This window comes from Pseudomonas sp. FW305-E2, assembly GCF_058782925.1.
This window is the reverse complement of sequence record NZ_JBYSYE010000002.1, coordinates 125,759-142,624: the sequence shown is the minus strand read 5'-3', so window position 1 is coordinate 142,624 and position 16,866 is coordinate 125,759. Positions and strand designations below refer to the sequence as shown.

General features: G+C 64.0%; 12 protein-coding genes. 3 read left to right on the top strand and 9 right to left on the bottom strand.

Annotation, left to right across the window (positions count from 1 at the left end):
* Nucleotides 1-169 precede the first annotated feature (169 nt).
* Complete coding sequence (locus AC3WLP_RS03260) at nucleotides 170-1,084, bottom strand: site-specific integrase (protein WP_004576552.1); 915 nt, start codon at nucleotides 1,082-1,084, stop codon at nucleotides 170-172.
* A gap of 216 nt (nucleotides 1,085-1,300) precedes the next feature.
* Between AC3WLP_RS03260 and AC3WLP_RS03255 the strand changes: the two genes are divergently transcribed.
* A complete protein-coding gene (locus AC3WLP_RS03255; RefSeq protein ID WP_012052576.1) occupies nucleotides 1,301-2,482 on the top strand; it encodes an NnrS family protein in 1,182 nt (393 codons plus the stop codon).
* 97 nt (nucleotides 2,483-2,579) lie between these two features.
* On the opposite strand, the gene AC3WLP_RS03250 is transcribed toward AC3WLP_RS03255, so the two are convergent.
* From AC3WLP_RS03250 to AC3WLP_RS03215, 8 genes are all read right to left on the bottom strand, one after another.
* Nucleotides 2,580-4,841 carry an ATP-dependent DNA helicase gene (locus AC3WLP_RS03250; protein WP_088512256.1) on the bottom strand — a complete coding sequence of 754 codons (2,262 nt, stop codon included), beginning with the start codon at nucleotides 4,839-4,841 and terminating at the stop codon, nucleotides 2,580-2,582.
* A complete protein-coding gene (locus AC3WLP_RS03245) occupies nucleotides 4,838-6,487 on the bottom strand; it encodes a VRR-NUC domain-containing protein (protein WP_012052578.1) in 1,650 nt (549 codons plus the stop codon). Before AC3WLP_RS03245 ends, AC3WLP_RS03250 begins: the two co-directional genes overlap by 4 nt.
* Nucleotides 6,488-6,612: 125 nt before the next feature.
* Nucleotides 6,613-7,920 (bottom strand): MFS transporter, encoded by a 1,308-nt coding sequence (locus AC3WLP_RS03240; RefSeq protein ID WP_232535912.1) that lies wholly within the window; start codon nucleotides 7,918-7,920, stop codon nucleotides 6,613-6,615.
* A gap of 99 nt (nucleotides 7,921-8,019) precedes the next feature.
* On the bottom strand, nucleotides 8,020-9,237 hold the full coding sequence (locus tag AC3WLP_RS03235) for a fumarylacetoacetate hydrolase family protein (RefSeq protein ID WP_088512258.1): 1,218 nt from the start codon (nucleotides 9,235-9,237) through the stop codon (nucleotides 8,020-8,022).
* 20 nt (nucleotides 9,238-9,257) lie between these two features.
* Nucleotides 9,258-10,316, bottom strand: a complete 1,059-nt coding sequence (locus AC3WLP_RS03230) for an Ldh family oxidoreductase (RefSeq protein WP_012052581.1) — start codon at nucleotides 10,314-10,316, stop codon at nucleotides 9,258-9,260.
* 35 nt (nucleotides 10,317-10,351) lie between these two features.
* Nucleotides 10,352-11,893, bottom strand: coding sequence for a UxaA family hydrolase (locus AC3WLP_RS03225; RefSeq protein ID WP_088512259.1), 1,542 nt, complete (start codon nucleotides 11,891-11,893; stop codon nucleotides 10,352-10,354).
* Nucleotides 11,894-12,039: 146 nt separating this feature from the next.
* On the bottom strand, nucleotides 12,040-13,011 hold the full coding sequence (locus AC3WLP_RS03220; RefSeq protein ID WP_014861306.1) for a LysR family transcriptional regulator: 972 nt from the start codon (nucleotides 13,009-13,011) through the stop codon (nucleotides 12,040-12,042).
* A gap of 27 nt (nucleotides 13,012-13,038) precedes the next feature.
* On the bottom strand, nucleotides 13,039-13,986 hold the full coding sequence (locus AC3WLP_RS03215; protein ID WP_088512260.1) for a LysR family transcriptional regulator: 948 nt from the start codon (nucleotides 13,984-13,986) through the stop codon (nucleotides 13,039-13,041).
* A 101-nt stretch (nucleotides 13,987-14,087) separates the two neighbouring features.
* On the opposite strand from AC3WLP_RS03215, the gene AC3WLP_RS03210 reads away from it, so the two are divergent.
* Together AC3WLP_RS03210 and AC3WLP_RS03205 are read left to right on the top strand one after the other, a co-directional pair.
* Nucleotides 14,088-15,401, top strand: coding sequence for an L-fuconate dehydratase (locus tag AC3WLP_RS03210; RefSeq protein WP_088512261.1), 1,314 nt, complete (start codon nucleotides 14,088-14,090; stop codon nucleotides 15,399-15,401).
* 66 nt (nucleotides 15,402-15,467) lie between these two features.
* The gene (locus AC3WLP_RS03205; protein WP_088512262.1) at nucleotides 15,468-16,769 is read left to right on the top strand and encodes an MFS transporter; all 1,302 of its coding nucleotides are present in this window, start codon (nucleotides 15,468-15,470) and stop codon (nucleotides 16,767-16,769) included.
* Nucleotides 16,770-16,866 lie beyond the last annotated feature (97 nt).

Sequence of the window (16,866 nt, the reverse complement as noted above, 5' to 3'; positions counted from 1 at the left end):
GCAGGTTGCGGGCCAACTTCGCAGGTGAACGATGATGAAACCTGTGCTGCGCCCGCTCTGGCATCGGGCATGCGGGGGAATGGCGCACAAAGCAGGGGCGTGTGTCGGCCCTGTTTCGGTGCCGGCATACGTGAAAAGGGGGCTGCTTTGAGCCCCACAATTTCAAGCCTCAGTAATCGAAGCGGTCCACGGCACGCCGACGCTCGTTGTCATCACGCCGGTCATAGATGGCCGTAGTCTGGATATTGGCATGGTGCGCCAGCTTCTGCGCAATCGACAGGTCGTGCTCTTCGATCACCCGGGTAATGAATGCCCGGCGAAAATCGTGCGGCATGATCTTCACCCCCACCTGCGCGCCGCGCTGGCGGGCAATGTAGTAGATCGCATGCTTGGTAATGCGCGCCCGGGTAATGTGGTTGCCGCGACGGATGCGGTTGAACAGGAACGGGTCATCTTCCGCCCCGGCAGGCAGGTCCTGGCGGCGCAGTTCAAGCCAGGCCTGCAGCTTCTCGAACGCCCACGGCGGTGCGTACTTGACCAGCTGGTGGTTGCCCTTGCCCACTACCTGCAGGCTGCGCGCCTCGAAGTCGACCTGGTCGAGGTCGATGTCGACCGACTCCGACTTGCGCATGCCGGTGCCGTACAGCAAGGCAATGATCGCCGCATCACGTACCCCCTGTGGCCGCGGGTCGGCGGCGCACACATCCATCAGCTCGCGGATCAGGCTGCGGCGCAGGTTGCGCCCTGGCGGCAGGCGGCTGCCCGTGGCGGGCTTGACCTCGCGAATACGCAACAGCTGCTCGTGGTCGATCAGGCCCTGACGCCAGGCCTCGTTCATCACCCCGCGAATCGCGTTGACGTACAGCGACGAGCTGTTGGGCGCGTAGCCATCGGCACGCAGGGCAGCCACCAGTGCAATAACATGGCCCGGCTCGAGCCGATGCCAAGGCACATCGACAATGTTGCAGTCGACAAAACCTAGCCGGTCGGCGGCGTCCTGAAGAATGTAGCGCATGGTTTGCTGGCTGGATGGGGCCAGACGGGCCATGTACTGCAGCAGCGGATTTTTCGAGAGGTCGGACAAAACGTGAATCCTGTAGCGAAGCGTCAGCCGGCACTGAACCAGGCAAACCCTGAAGCAAGTCAAAACGACATACAAGCCAGTCTGAATGACCGCAATACGCGCGTGTCATTCGGACCCTGAGAAGTGCCATCACCTTGATATTCAAGGGCTTTGCAAACTGGCACGGATCGTGATCTTACCCCAATTGAAGCCTACTGAACGAACCAAGGACTGCCCATGCTCTTGCAACCCACTGCTTCACGCCCACGCCAAGCCGTCTGGAGCCTGGGTTTTCGCCCGTTCTTCCTGGGTGGCAGTTTGTTTGCGCTGATCGCCCTGCTGTTGTGGGCCGGCGTACTGGCTGGGGCACTGGCCCCTGCACCGCCCGGGGGTATGCTCGCCTGGCACCGCCACGAGATGCTTTACGGCTTCGCCGCCGCCATTATCGCGGGTTTTCTGCTGACCGCCGTGCAGAACTGGAGCGGCATCCCAGGCTTGAGCGGGCGGGCGCTGCAGGGTGTGTTCCTGCTTTGGCTGCTGGGGCGGGTAAGCTGGTTTATGCCACTACCGGGTAGCTTGCGGGTACTGGTCGAGGGCAGCTTCCTGCCATTGGTGGCATTGAGCCTGGCGCGACCGGTCCTGCAACGGCGCCTGCGCAACAACTACCCGATCGTCGTACTGGTGCTGTTGATTGCCGCCTGCCAGTGGCTGACCTTGGCCGGCTGGTTGCACCAGGACGAACTGTGGCAGCGTCGTGGAATATTTGCCGGGCTGTGGCTGGTGACGGCGATGATGACCGTACTCGGCGGCCGGGTCATACCCTTCTTTACCCGCCGTGGCCTGGGTCACCTTGACGCGGCCCCTGCCCGCCCATGGCTGGACCGAGCCTGCCTGTTGCTCAGCGTCGCAGTACCGCTGGCGTTTGCCACCGGCCTGGCCGATACGCCGCAAGCAAATTTGGCGGTGCTGTTTTTTGCCTTGTTCGCGCTGCACGCGACCCGACTGGTGCTGTGGCATGACCGTGGCCTGTGGCGCGTACCGTTGCTGTGGTCGCTACACCTGGCCTACGCCTGGCTCGCCCTGGCCTGCCTGGGCATGGCGTTGTGGCATAGCGGGGTGGCCCTGAGCCCGAGCCTGGTGACCCACGCGCTGACCGTTGGCGCCATGACCGGGCTGATCCTGGCCATGATGGCGCGGGTCAGCCTGGGCCACACCGGCAGGCCATTGCAGGTGCCGACCAGCATTGCCTGGGCCTTTGCCCTGATGCAACTGGCGACCTTGGCCCGGGTGATTCTGCCGCTGTTCACATCGCTGGGGGTAAGCGTTTCGGCACTGTGCTGGAGCCTGGCGCTGTTGCTGTTCCTGCGCCATTACCTGCCCATCCTGCTCCGGCCCCGGGCAGACGGAATGCCCGGTTGACGTGCTTGGGCCGCCTTGCGGCGGTGTGCCATGAGGGGAACTTGGTGGATGGTTTGATCCCCCCTGATTGCGACTGATCGTCAAAGGCGAAAGACCGCTAGACAATAGCCGCCGCCCACCACCCTGGAAACATCTGCTGCACCCGGGGCTCGGCGAAGCGTTCGTCAATCAGCACCAGTACGCCACGGTCCTGGTCACCCCGAATAACCCGGCCCGCCGCCTGGATCACCTTGCGCACGCCCGGGTAGAGGTACGCGTAATCGAAACCCGCGCCAAATTGCCGCCCCAGGCGCTGTTTGAACTGCTCGTTGACCGGGTTGACCTGAGGCAGCCCCAGGGTAGCGACAAACGCACCAATCAGCCGCGTGCCGGGCAAATCCACCCCTTCGCCGAAAGCGCCGCCCAATACAGCAAAGCCCACACCTCGGCCATCGGCGACAAAGCGATCGAGAAATGCCTGGCGAGCTGCCTCGTCCATACCCGGCTCCTGTGACCACAGCGGAATCTGCCCATGCTGCTCGGCCAACAGCCCTGCCACCTGTTGCAGGTATTCGAAACTGCTGAAGAACGCCAGGTAGTTACCCGGCATACGCTCATACTGCCGGGCAATCAGGTCAACGATCGGCGCCAGGGAGGCTTGGCGCTGCTGGTAACGGGTGGACACCTGGCTGGCAATGCGCACCTCCAGCTGTTCGGCACGGAACGGCGCGGCCACGTCCAGCCAAGCGGTATCGGCTGGCATGCCCAGCAGGTCGCTGTAGAAGTGCCGTGGGCTCAACGTGGCGGAAAACAGCGTCACACTGCGCGCCGCCTGCATGCGTGGTGCCAGCAGCCGCGCCGGGGTGACATTGCGCAGGCACAGCGTGGCCAGCCGCCGCTTGCGCGGGCCCTGGCGCTGGCTGATGTCGAACAGAAAGTGCTCGTCGAACAGCTCGGCAACCCGGCAGAACTGCAAGGCCTGATAGTAGAACTGCAACACCTGGGGGTCGATGTGCGTGGGGGCCTGGTTCATCTGTTCCTGAATCACCCCGACGCACTGCTGCAGGGCGCGCAGCAGGCCTTCGGGCAGCGACTCGCTGGCCTGGTACGGCGCACGCTGCTCTTTATACAGGGCGTTCCACTGCCTGTTCAGGCGGTCCAGCGCACTGACCAGCCCAGGCGGTTTGCTCTGGCGCAACGCCAGCAGCTGGCCCTGGTCAAGGGTGGCGCTGTACATGCCGCGCCCACGCTCGACCAGGTTATGCGCTTCGTCCACCAGTACTGCCACTCGCCACTGGTTGAGCTGGGTCAGGCCGAACAGCAAAGCATGCGCATCGAAGTAGTAGTTGTAGTCGGCGACCAGCACGTCGGCCCAGCGCGCCATCTCCTGGCCCAGGTAGTACGGGCACACCTGGTGCGCCAAGGCCACTTCACGCAGGTTGGCGCGGTCGAGCAACGGCAGTGCTGCCGCAGCCTCGCGCGCAGCCGGCAAACGGTCGTAGAAACCTGCGGCCAATGGGCAGGACTCACCATGACAGGCCTTGTCCGGGTACTCACAGGCTTTGTCGCGGGCGATCAACTCCAATGTGCGCAGGGCAGGTTGCGGCGTGGCCTCGGTGATCTGGCGCAGGGCATCCAGGGCGAGTGCCCGGCCTGGTGTCTTGGCGGTGAGAAAAAACAGCTTGTCCAGCTGCTGCGGCACCATGGCCTTCAGCAGCGGGAACAAGGTACCAAGGGTTTTGCCAATGCCGGTGCTGGCCTGGGCCATCAGGCAACGGCCGGTGCTCACCGCTTTGTATAAGGTTTCAGCCAACTGCCGCTGGCCCTTTCGGAACTGTGGGTAGGGGAAACTCAGCGCCAGCAGGCCTTGGTCACGGTCGGCCAGGCGTCGTTGCTGCGATCGGGCCCAGCCCAGAAAGCGCTGGCACTGGGTTTCGAAGAAGGCCTGCAGCTCGGCAGCCGAACAGTGCTCCGTGAACAGCGTCTGGCTGTCGCTGTCCACGTCGAGGTACACCAGCGCCACCTCGATGGCGGGCAGTTGTCGTGCCTGGCACATCAACCAGCCATAAACCTTGGCCTGTGCCCAGTGCAACTGACGGTGATTGGCCGGTTGACGCGCCAGGTCGCCACGGTGCGTCTTGATCTCTTCCAGGCGATTGCTGCCAGGGTCATAGCCATCGGCGCGGCCCCGCACCCTGAGGGTTTCGAACCGGCCTTCAAGGGCGATTTCCGACTCGTAGCCAGCAGCCCGCCGCGCCACCACCCGCTGATGCCCTTCGATACCCTCCTGGGCGGTGGGCGATGGCGTGAAGCGCAGGTCCAGGTCACCGACCTTGGCGCTGAACTCACACAAGGCGCGCACCGCTACGCTGTAGCTCAAGGCGTTTCGCTCCAGCGCACGTGGCACACCGCGACCGGAAGGCCGTGCTGCCTGCAGAACTCCAGCCAGCGCAGCTGATTGTCCTGCAGGCGGTCACCGGGCCCCTTGACCTCGACCATGCGATAACGGCCCTGCTCGGGCCAGAACTGAATCAGGTCGGGCATGCCGGTACGGTTGTTGCGAATGTCCTGCAACAGGCGCAGGAAACATTGCTTGAGCGCCGCGGCCGGCAGGCAAGCCAAGGCCTGCTCCAGCAGTTCCTCGCTGAGCATGGACCAGAACACGAACGGCGACTGCAGCCCCTGTTTGGCCACGTAGCAGTCGAGAATCGCCTGGCGATGGCTACCCTCGTCGAGCCTCCCGAGGCAGCGTTCGAACAGTGCACTGCGCCGTTGCTGGAAGTCGCTGTCGTGCAGGTCCTGTGGCGCGGCCTGGAACGGGTTGAAGAATGCGCCGGGCACCGGGGCGAAGATGGCCTCCCAGCACAACAGGCCAAACAGGCTGTTGAACAGCGTGTTTTCCACGTAATGCGCCTGCCCCCCCTCTTGCATCAGGTGCTGACGCACGGCTTCTTCAACGCCCAGTGCAGCGTCCCCGCGGGGCAGTTCGAGCTCGATCAGTTCCAGCGGCGTGGTGCGCTGGCGCCGCTGTGGCGGGCCGCCGAGTTTGCGCGCCAGGCGTGGCAGCATGCGCTGCAGCGCCTGCACCTCCAGCGCGTTGGCAGGTGCCGCAGCCAGTTGCACCGCCAGTGCATGGGCCTGGTGCCACTGTTCGGTGCGCTCCAGCACCCTCACCTGGCGAATGCGCGCCTGGGGATGGTTGCATTGCGCATACACCGTCGTGGCCAGGTCCCATTCACCCAGGCGTTCGCATTGTTGGCCCACGGCGAATTGCAGTCGTGCATGGCGCCGGGCCAGCCAGGGGTTGCTGCTGTGCAGACCCTGCAGGGTGGCAAGGATCGGCAGCGGGTCGCCGCCCTGCTCCAGGCGCTCGGCGCACTGGTGCAGCGCCATGGCCAGGTCGACATCGTCACGTTGCTGCAAGGCACGCGAATCGGAGCTGAACGGCACCTGCTCGTAACGCAGCAAGCCCAGGTCGGCAAGGACGAAGTCTGACCAGTCCTGGTACAGGTTGCCGAAGAACAGCAGGCGCATGCGGTCGCACAGAGGTTGCAGGCACCACTGGAGGATGCGCACCTCGCTGTCAGGAAACCACTCGACCAGTGACCGGGCCGCCAGCGCCAGGGGTTGCAGCTGTGCCAACAACTCATGCTTGGCCGCGCGCGGGCGGTTCAGTTGCCGGGCGAAGCAGCGGGCCAGTTCTTCCTTGCGCAGCAACGCGAACAGCTGTTCAAGGTCCAGTTGCTCGGGCTCCCGTACCCAGCCGAGGGCCAGCAACGGCTGCAGCGCCAGTGCAGTATCGCCGATTTCGGCGTAGTCGAGCCGATCGCTGCGAAACAACTCGCCTTTGCGCATCACCATGCGCACCATCAAGGCCTGGGCTGGCGCTTGCAGTTGACTGAAGGCACGGATGAAGGCCAGTTCCTGGTCATCGAGCAGGTCCTGGTAGCGCTGTTCGACCCACAGCACGACCTGGCGGAAGTTATGCAGGTAGTAGAACGGGTCGTCGACGGAATGGGCGATCACGGGCGGAAGTCAGATGGCGGCAACAGGCACTGTTTATACATACAGATACCCCTCCATGACAAGCGCCGCGGGTCGCGTCACAATCAACCAAGGGTTCAGGGGCTGCACTGCAGCCCCCGTAGCGTTCACGCCTGTTCAGTTGCGCCAGCCATCCCGCCCGCCTCGACCCTGGCACTGCCAATGGGCGCCTGAAGCAGCAGGAAATACGCCACCGCCGAGCACAGCGCCACCACCGCGCTGATCATGAACGCCGTGGTGAACGAGCCCGAGTACTGGATGCTGAAGCCCGTCGCGATCGGTGCCACCGAGCCTGCGATGTAACCGCCGAAGTTCTGGATCGAGCCAAACGAGGCCACGCGCTGGCTGTCGACAATGGTATTGACGATCATCCAGGCGGTGGCACTGGCCATATTGATGCTGAACAGCGCCAGGCAAAGCAGCATGATGCACCCCGTCAGGCCGGTGACGAACGACAGTGGCAAGGTGAACAGCGCTGCCAGCAGCAGGCCAGTGATGACACTGAACTTGCGGCTGCCCAGCACGCTCATGCCACGCCTTACCAGCCAGTCACAGAAGCGCCCGGCAACGATGGTACCCGCCGCACCGAAGCCATACGCCAGCGACACCACCCAGGCGGTCTTGTACAGGTCCAGACCATGCTCGCGCTCGAAGTAGCCCGGCAGCCAGGTCAAGTGCAGCCAGAGCATGTAGATCACCCCCATGAAACCCAACACCGCGCCCCAGGTACTGCGGTGCTTGAACAGATCAAGCCAGCCGGCAAAGTACGAAGCCTTCGGCGCGGTTGCCGTGGCGGCCGCAGCCTGGCGCTCACTCGGCAGCGGTTTGCCCTCGGCGGCAAGCTCTGCCAGAAAACGGGCCTTGCTCTTGTAGAAGGTCAGCCAGCACAGCGCCAGTACCACGCCGATCACGCCGGTGATGATGAACATGCCGCGCCAGCCAAAGTTGACCATGAACAGCGTCAGCAACGGCGGCGCCAGGCAGGGGCCAAGACAGGTCGACGACCAGACCACACCGGTCGGGGTGCCGCGCTCGTTGGCGTCGAACCACTCCGACAATGCCTTGGCCGCCGATGGGAACATCGGCGCTTCGCCAATCCCCAGCAACACCCGCAGGCCCATGAAACCGGCAAAACTGTTGACCATGCCAAACGCCGCCTGGGCAACCGACCAGCCCAGCAACGAGGCGCCGAGGGCGATCTTGCTGCCCAGGCGGTCGATGATCATGCCCATTGGCAACTGGGCAAAGGCATAGGCAATGGAAAACGCCGACAACAGGATGCCCATCTGCGACGGGCTGATCATCATGTCTTTCTGGATGGAGGTGTTGGCGATCGACAGCGCACTACGGTCCAGGTAGTTGACGATGCCGATCAGCAGCAGGAACACGACGGTAATGCGCTGGTACTTCTTCATTGGGTTCATGTGATGACCTTTATTATTATTGTTGCCGCGCTGTCAGCGCCTTGACGATCCCTCGATGATGCTGCGCCCCTCCCTGACGCAGCGAGCCGTTCAAAGCGGGCGGGCGGTGGCCGCGACCTCCAGCAGGCCACGCCGGCCGAGGTTGTCGATCAACGCGCGCAGGCCGAAGTCCCACTGCGGTGCCAGATCGCTGGTGGTCACGCGGTTGCACAGGGTACCCAGTTGCGGGTTGCTGATGCTCACCACGTCACCCGGTTTGTGGGTAAAGCCGTTACCCGGCTGATCGCGGTCCTGCTTGGGGGCGAACAGGGTACCGAGGAACAGCACCAGGCCGTCAGGGTACTGGTGGTTTTCGTTGAGGGTTTGCTGCACCAGGTCTTGCGGGTCACGGCTGATCTGGCGCATGGAACTGCGCCCGGAGAGGATAATGCCGTCCTCGCCTTCCACCCGCAGGTCCACCTCGGCAGCACGCACATCGTCCAGGCCGAAGCTTTCGTCAAACAACCGCAGCAGCGGGCCCAGTGCAGTGGAGGCGTTGTTGTCCTTGGCCTTGGACAGCAGCAACGCGCTACGCCCTTCGAAGTCACGCAGGTTGACGTCGTTGCCGAGCATGGCGCCCTTGATGCTGCCATTGCTCGACACAGCCAGCACCACTTCCGGTTCTGGGTTGTTCCAGCTGGACTTGGGGTGGATGCCGATGTCGGCGCCGTGGCCAACCGCGGACAGCGGTTGGGCCTTGGTGAACACTTCGGCATCCGGGCCTATACCCACCTCCAGGTACTGCGACCACAGGCCTTGCTCTACCAGCACCTTGCGCAGCGCTTCGGCCTGAGCCGAGCCGGGCACGATCTGCGACAGGTCGGCGCCGATGCGGCTGGCCAGGGTGTCACGGATGGCGTCGGCCTTGGCCGGGTCGCCCTTGGCCTGTTCTTCTACCACACGCTCCAGCAGGCTGGTGGCGAAGGTCACACCAGCGGCCTTCACCGCTTGCAGGTCGATCGGCGCCAGCAGCCACGGCTGGTGCGGGGTGCGCCGTGCAGGATCGCTGTTGTCCAGCAATGCCGGCAGCGCAATCAAGGGTTCGGCCAGCGGCAAGGCACGCAGGTAGGCCACCGGATCGTCCACTTCCAGCAGCGCCGAGACGGTCGCCACGTGGGTGCTGATGTCGTAGACAGCGCCGGCTTTCACCAGCACCACCGCCGGCCCCTGCTCCGGCAACCAGACGCGCCCTACCCAGCTGCCGCTGTCGAAAACGCTGGCATCATGGTTCACTGGCAGCGGTTGATTGGCGTTCGTTCGATCAGTCATCTGTGTTCCCTTGCTGTGCATCATTGGAAAAGTCCCGGCAGTTGCAACTGCCCAGCCACACGCTCAAGGTCGGCTATCAACTGCGGCGAAAGGCTCACGCCCTGTTCCACGGCCTGGCGACGCAGGGCAAGGCCTGCTTGCCCGGGCAGGCGTACCGGGCGTTCGGGGTCGAGCGGGCGGCTTGCCAGAACCAATCCCCCCAGGAAGCTGGTTTCGTCGAGGAACGCCTCCAGGCCGCCGAACATGCGCGGGTCAATCACCAGCGCAGTGGCCGAGGCGCCCCACTGATCCGGTGCATCCTTGCGCCCATGGCCGGCCAGCCCCGAGGTGAGGGCTTCGACCAACAGCGCAAGGGCAAACCCTTTATGGCCAAAGGCCTGGCCGCCGAGCGGCAGGATGCTGCCTTGCGGGCGGGTAAAGAAATCGCCCGGGTCATCGCTGAGCTGCCCGTCATTGCTCACCAGCACCGGGTGCGGCAGACGTCGGCCGGCATCGCGGCATTGGCCGACCAGGCCGAGGGTAACGGTGGACATGCTGACGTCCAGCAGGATCGGCTCACCCTGGGTCGGGATACCGGCAGCAATCGGGTTGGGGGTGTACACCGGGTCGATGCCACCATGAGCACAGACCAACCCCACCGACGGATCCGACGAGTAGACGATGGCCAGCAACCCTTGGTCGGTGTATGGCTTGAGGTAGGCGGCCAGGCAGCCGATATGGGCAGCGCGGCGTACTACCGCAATACCGATGCCCTGCTTGGTCGCGCCCGCGGCCGCGCAATCCAGTGCCCGGCTGACGCAATAGGGCCCCAACACGTAGTGGCCGTCGAACAGGCTGGAAACACCACTGTCGGCGACCTGTTCCAGTGCCTGCGCGCGGGCCTTGACCTGCCCGCTGAGCACGCCGTCGATGTAGCGGCTGACCAGGTTGAGGCCATGGGTACGGTGGCCGAGCAGTTCGCCTTCGAGCAGCACCCGGGTCACCACCTGGGCGACCTCCACGTCGGCTCCGGCTTTCATGAACAGTTGCTCGACAAACGTGGTAAGCGTTTGCACGTTGTACCGTGTGGTTTGAATCATTGCAGTTGCCTCGCAAATGGGACGGGAGCGGTCAATCAGGTCACGGCGCCGATCTGCCACGGGACGAACTCGTTTTGCCCGTAGCCGTGCTGTTCGCTCTTGCTGCGTTCCCCGGAGGCAATGCGCAGCATCTGCTCGAAGATGAATGCGCCGCGCTCTTCGATGCTGGTGGAGCCATCGGCGATGCCGCCACAATTGACGTCCATGTCCTCTTGCTGGTGCTCGAACAACCGGTTGTTGGTTGCCAGCTTGATCGATGGCGCCGGGGCACAGCCGTAGGCCGAGCCGCGGCCGGTGGTGAAGGCGATCAGGTTGGCCCCGCCGGCCACCTGACCGGTGGCCGAGACCGGGTCGTAGCCGGGGGTGTCCATGAACACCAGGCCCTGGGCACGCACGGCTTGCGCGTACTGATACACATCGACCAGGTTGCTGGAACCTGCCTTGGCCACTGCGCCCAGGGATTTCTCGAGGATAGTGGTCAGCCCCCCGGCCTTGTTGCCGGCCGAGGGGTTGTTGTTCAATTCGGCGTTCATACGCTGGCAGTAGTCTTCCCACCAGCGAATGCGCGCCACCAGCTTCTCCCCCACCTCACGGCTTACCGCGCGGCGCGTGAGCAAGTGCTCGGCACCATAGATTTCCGGGGTTTCGGAGAGAATGGCGGTACCACCGGCGGCCACCAGGCGGTCAACGGCATTGCCCAGTGCCGGGTTGGCGGTGATCCCCGAATAGCCATCTGAGCCGCCGCACTGCAGGCCGACCACCAGGTGGCGGGCACTGACCGGCTGGCGCCGTACCTGATTGGCCTCGGCCAACAGCGCCTTGACCTGGGCGATACCGGCAGCGATGGTTTTCGAGGTGCCCCCGATCCCTTGGATGGTAAAGGCGCGCAGTTGCGCACTCGCCTGCAGGCCCTGGGTTTCCAGCAGGGTTTCGATCTGGTTGGTTTCGCAGCCCAGGCCGATGATCAGCACGGCAGCGAAGTTGGGGTGGACGGCGTACCCGGCCAGGGTGCGGCGCAGCAGGCCCAAGGCTTCACCGCTCGGGTCCACTGCGCAGCCGGCACCGTGGGTCAGGGCGACCACACCGTCGACATTCGGGTAGTCGGCCAGCACCTCGGGGTGAATGTCACGGCGGAAATGGTCGGCCACGGCCCGGGCCACGGTTGCCGAACAGTTCACCGAGGTGAGAATGCCGATGTAGTTGCGGGTAGCGACACGGCCATCGGCGCGCACGATGCCCTGGAACTGCGCGGCGCAGCCTGGCAGGCTGCGGGTATCGACACCAAACGCGTAGTCGCGGGCAAAATCGCCCATCTGCACGTTGTGCACGTGCACATGGTCGCCAGCGTCGATCGCCTGGGACGCAAACCCGATGATCTGCCCGTAACGGCGCAACGGCTGGCCTTGCGCCACAGGCTCGGTGGCGAGCTTGTGGCCTGAAGGGATGGGCTGGCGCACGGTAATCGCCTCGGCATCCAGGCGCACGCCCGGCGCCAGGGCCTGGCGGGCGATGACGACGTTGTCCAAAGGGTTGAGGCGGATGACGGCGGGGTCACCGGATTTGGCAATCAGTTGCATGGGACCTCTCAGGGCGGAGCGGCTGACTTCTTGTTATGGCTGTCGCCACTGTAAGAAGCCTGGTGCCGCATTCCCAATGAGATGATCCGATCGAGCGATAACCTGGAGTTATCGCAAGGGTATTTGGGTGCGTGATCTTAAATCGGCTAGGGGTGGAACGCAGCATCTGCCGGAGATTGCCGCCGTCGCTGCGCGCCCTCCAGCAGAATCTCGACAAACGCCCTGGCGGAGGCGCTCAGCGGTTCATCCTTGCGGGTGACCACACCATACTCCAGCGCGGGCACCTGCAAAGGGCTGCGCAGCTCCTTGAACTGCCCGCTGGCCAACTGCGCGGCCACCATCGAGCGCGGCAGCATGGCAATCATCGGTGCCGATTGCAGCAACTGCAGGAACATGGGCATGGAGATGGTCTCCACGCAGTCGGCAGGCGTGGCGATTCCGGCCACTCGGAACGCCTGCTCCAGGCGGTTGCGGATCGGCGTACCCACCGGGTACAGCACCCACGGCCAATCGCCTAGCGCCTCAAGCGGTGTGTTGTCGAGCCGGTTGAGCGGGTGCTCGCTGTTCACCACCAGGCTGAAGGGTTCAGGCTCCAGCGGCTGGAAGTCGAACAGCTGACCGAAGCGTTCCTCGGTGAAGCGGCCAATCATGATGTCCAGCTTGTTCTGCTCGAGCATGGTCAGCAGGTGATCGCTGGAATGCTCCACCACTTCAATCGACAGTAACGGGCTTCGCGCCTTGATGGCGGCGATGGCCTGCGGCAATACCAATGCGGTCGCGGCAAAGATCCCGCCAACCCGAATGAAACCGTGCCCGCCGTTGCGCAGGCGGTTGACCTGGTCGACGAACTGTTGCGACTCGGCCAGGGCACCCTGGGCGTACCGCACCACGTATTCACCCAACTCGGTGGGTGGCATGCTGCGAGGCAGACGCTCGAACAGGGCAAAGCCGAACTGCTCCTCAAGGTCACGCAGCATTTTGCTGAGCGCCGGCTGGCTGAGGTTCATGCGCGTGGCGGTGGCGTGCATGTTGCGCGTGCGCGCCAGCGTGTCGATCAACACCAGGTGCTTGTAGCGGATCCAGTTGCAAAAGCTGGAATGGGTCATGTCCGGCGGCATAGACGCAGGGCCTCATGCAGGTGAAAGTTATTGTGCCCGCAGGTAACGCAGCAAGGTATCAAGGGCAACCGAGTTGGGCCGCGAGCGCAGGGTCAGCACGCCGAGGTTGGCCATCGCCAGTGGCAACTCCACCGGCAGGACGGCGACCATGCCATAGCGGGCATAATGCTGGGCCACGTCATTGGGCACCACCGCAATCATTTCGGACGCTTCGAGCATGGCAGTGGTCGCCAGGATCGAAGCGGTTTCGACGATATCCAGCGACTGCACCATGCCACCGGCCTGCAATGCGCTTTCGACGCGACGGCGCATCGGGCTGCCGATGGGGTGCAAGATCCACGTCAAGCTCACCAGGTCGGCCAGCTGCAGCCCTGTGGCTGTCGCCAAGGGATGACCTGCGCGAGCAATTACGCGCATCTGCTCACCGCCGTCGAACAGCTCGATATTCAGTTCCTGGCTGTCGCTCTGGTCCGGCAGGCGCCCCACCACCATATCGAAATCACCGCGTAGCAAGGCCGGCAGCAAGGTGTCGCTGGTGCCCACTTCCAGCGAGATACGCACCTTGGGCTGGTCACGCTTGTAGGCCAGCACCGCCTTGGTCAGCACGCCCGGTACCGGGCCCATGACGCTGCCCACCCGCACCAGGCCCAACGCCCCGCGCGCCAGTTCGGCGATTTGCGCCTGGGCATGATCGAACTCATGCAATGCGTTTTGCGCATAGCGAATCATCACCTCGCCATACAGCGTCGCTTGCATCCCCCGGGGCAGGCGCTCGAACAAACGTACCCCCAGGCGCTCCTCAAGCTGCTGTAGCAACAGGCTGGCGGCCGGTTGCGTGGTGTGCATCGCGGCGGCGGCGCGGCGCAGGTTGCCGAATTCGCCCAGGGCATTGAGCAACGTGATCTGACGGCTGGAAATCTTCAAGGCACCGAGGCTGGCAGGCGCCTGGGCCTTGTCAGGTGGCAAGCGAGACATATCGAATCCGGTATCACTGATTAAGATTTGGCGATTATGCCTGTATCGCTCGACAACCTACAGTCAGCTCTCCCTGTGCCTGAACAGAACAAGAGTCGACCATGAGCATACGCATTACCCACCTGAGCGTTCGCGATATCCGTTTCCCCACTTCGCTGTCGCTGGATGGCTCCGACGCCATGAACAGTGCCCCCGACTATTCGGCGGCCTACGTGGTGCTGCACACCGACGCTGCAGCCCTCGAAGGCCACGGCCTGACCTTCACCATTGGCCGTGGCAACGAGATATGCGCGGCAGCGGTGCAGTCGCTGGCCCCCTTGATCGTCGGCCTTACGCTCGAAGAAATCAGCGCCGACATGGGCGCTTTCTGGCATCGCTTTACCGTCAGCGACAGCCAGTTGCGCTGGCTGGGCCCGGAAAAGGGCGTGATCCACCTGGCCACCGCCGCCATCATCAACGCGGTGTGGGACCTGTGGGCCAAGCACGAGGGCAAGCCCGTTTGGAAACTGCTGGCCGACATGACGCCAGAGCAGCTGGTGCGCTGCCTGGACTTCAGCTACGTCACCGACGTGCTCACCCCCGAAGAGGCCATCGCCCTGCTGCGCCGCCAGGCGCCGGGCAAAGCCCAGCGCGAGGCACACATGCTGCGTGAAGGCTACCCCGGGTACACCACTGCCCCGGGCTGGCTGGGCTACAGCGAAGAGAAAATGCGCAAACTGGCCCGCGAGGCCGTGGCAGACGGCTGGACCCACGTCAAACAGAAGATCGGGGCCGACCTGGAAGAAGACATCCGCCGCGCCAGCATCCTGCGCGACGAAATAGGCTGGGAACGCACCCTGATGATGGATGCCAACCAAGTGTGGGGCGTCGAAGAGTCGGTGGCCAACATGCGCCGCCTGGCCGCCTTCGAACCGCTTTGGATCGAAGAACCGACCAGTCCCGATGACATTCTCGGCCACGCCACCATTCGCCAGCGCATTGCGCCAATCGGTGTCGCCACCGGTGAGCACTGCCACAACCGGGTGATGTTCAAGCAGATGTTCCAGGCCGGTGCACTGGACTTCTGCCAGCTGGACGCAGCCCGCCTGGGCGGCCTTAACGAGGTCCTGATCGTGCTGCTGATGGCCGCCAAGTACGACGTGCCGGTCTGCCCGCACGGCGGTGGCGTCGGGCTGTGCGAGTATGTGCAGAACATCGCGCTTTTCGACTACATCGCGGTGTCTGCCTCGCTGCACAACCGGGTGCTGGAGTACGTCGACCACCTGCACGAGCACTTCATCGACCCGGTGGTGATCCATCGCGGGCGCTACATGCCGCCACAACGCCCTGGCTACAGCATCGAGATGCACGCTGAGACCCTGGAACGTTATCAGTACCCCAACGGCGCAGTGTGGCTCGACATCAACCGTTCCTGACCCACAGACCTGAGTGTGCCGCTGCTGCGCGGCACACCACCAGCACTTTTCACGGGGAAAAAAACAATGACAACCCTCACCCGCGCAGCGGCTTGCGCCCCAGCCACCACCCATGAGCAGCGCTTGAACGGCCTGCTGCTACGCAAATTGATGCCACTGCTCATCGTCGTCTACGTGATGAGCTTTCTTGACCGCACCAACATCGCCCTGGCGAAAGCCAGCATGGGCATCGACCTGGGCCTTTCGGTAGCCGCCTATGGCCTGGGCGCGGGCTTATTCTTCCTCACCTATGCCTTGGCCGAAGTGCCCAGCAACCTGATCATGCACCGGGTGGGCGCGCGCTTCTGGATCACCCGTATCATGATTACCTGGGGTTTGCTCTCGGCAGGCATGGCCTTCGTTCAGGGTGAAACCTCGTTCTACATCATGCGCCTGCTGCTGGGGGTCGCCGAAGCTGGCCTGTTCCCCGGGGTAATGCTGTACCTGACCTACTGGTTCGACCGCGAACAACGCGCCCGTGCCACGGGGTACTTCCTGCTGGGTGTGTGCCTTGCCAACATCCTTAGCGGCCCGCTGGGCGGTGCCCTGCTGGAGCTGGACGGTGTACTGGGCTGGCATGGCTGGCAATGGCTGTTCGTGCTCGAAGGCCTGCCCGCCGTAGCCCTGGCCTATGTGGTGTGGAGGAAGCTGCCGGACGGTCCAGCCTCGGCGCCTTGGCTGACGGCTGCCGACGCCCAGGACATCGAGCGCCGCCTGGCCGCAGAGCAGGCGGCCGCACCGCAGCAGAGCAAGCTGGGGCAGATGTTCCGCGACCGGCAGATCTGGCTGGCGATCGTGGTCTACTTCGTGCACCAGATCACCATCTACACGGTGATTTTCTTCCTGCCGGGCATTATCGGCACCTACGCTGCGCTTTCGCCCTTCCAGGTCGGCCTGTTGACAGCGGTGCCGTGGATTGCAGCAGCCATGGGTGCTGCGACCTTCCCACGCCTGGCCACCTCGCCGCGCCGCTGCCGCACCCTGCTGTTCTTTGGCCTGCTGACCATGGCGGCCGGATTGCTGCTGGCATCGCTGGCCAACTCGTTCATCGGCCTGATCGGGTTTTCCCTGACCGCGCTGATGCTGTTCGTGGTGCAGTCGATCATCTTCGTCTTCCCCTCCAGCCGACTGAGCGGCAGCGCGTTGGCGGCGGGCCTGGCCTTCGTCACCACTTGCGGTCTGTTTGGCGGCTTCGTCGGGCCGTCGGTGATGGGCCTGATCGAGCAGACCACCGGCAGCACCCGCAACGGGTTGTGGATCATTGCAGCGTTGCTGGTATGTGCGGCGCTGGTCAGTACCCGTTTGCGTCAAGGGCAAGAGCAACCCTGAGGCGTACTCAATTTACGCCCCCTGCAGGTGGCTTCTGTGCTGCGAGTGAGCCTTGAGATCTTCAGGCCGTGATTTCACTTGTCGGCCCTCTCGCAGC

What these genes read in the sequence shown, in the direction of transcription:
- AC3WLP_RS03255 (WP_012052576.1), top strand. Translation starts at nt 1,301, where the DNA reads ATGCTCTTGCAACCCACTGCTTCACGCCCACGCCAAGCCGTCTGGAGC.
- AC3WLP_RS03240 (WP_232535912.1), bottom strand. Translation starts at nt 7,920, where the DNA reads ATGAAGAAGTACCAGCGCATTACCGTCGTGTTCCTGCTGCTGATCGGC.
- AC3WLP_RS03235 (WP_088512258.1), bottom strand. Translation starts at nt 9,237, where the DNA reads ATGACTGATCGAACGAACGCCAATCAACCGCTGCCAGTGAACCATGAT.
- AC3WLP_RS03230 (WP_012052581.1), bottom strand. Translation starts at nt 10,316, where the DNA reads ATGATTCAAACCACACGGTACAACGTGCAAACGCTTACCACGTTTGTC.
- AC3WLP_RS03225 (WP_088512259.1), bottom strand. Translation starts at nt 11,893, where the DNA reads ATGCAACTGATTGCCAAATCCGGTGACCCCGCCGTCATCCGCCTCAAC.
- AC3WLP_RS03220 (WP_014861306.1), bottom strand. Translation starts at nt 13,011, where the DNA reads ATGCCGCCGGACATGACCCATTCCAGCTTTTGCAACTGGATCCGCTAC.
- AC3WLP_RS03215 (WP_088512260.1), bottom strand. Translation starts at nt 13,986, where the DNA reads ATGTCTCGCTTGCCACCTGACAAGGCCCAGGCGCCTGCCAGCCTCGGT.
- AC3WLP_RS03210 (WP_088512261.1), top strand. Translation starts at nt 14,088, where the DNA reads ATGAGCATACGCATTACCCACCTGAGCGTTCGCGATATCCGTTTCCCC.
- AC3WLP_RS03205 (WP_088512262.1), top strand. Translation starts at nt 15,468, where the DNA reads ATGACAACCCTCACCCGCGCAGCGGCTTGCGCCCCAGCCACCACCCAT.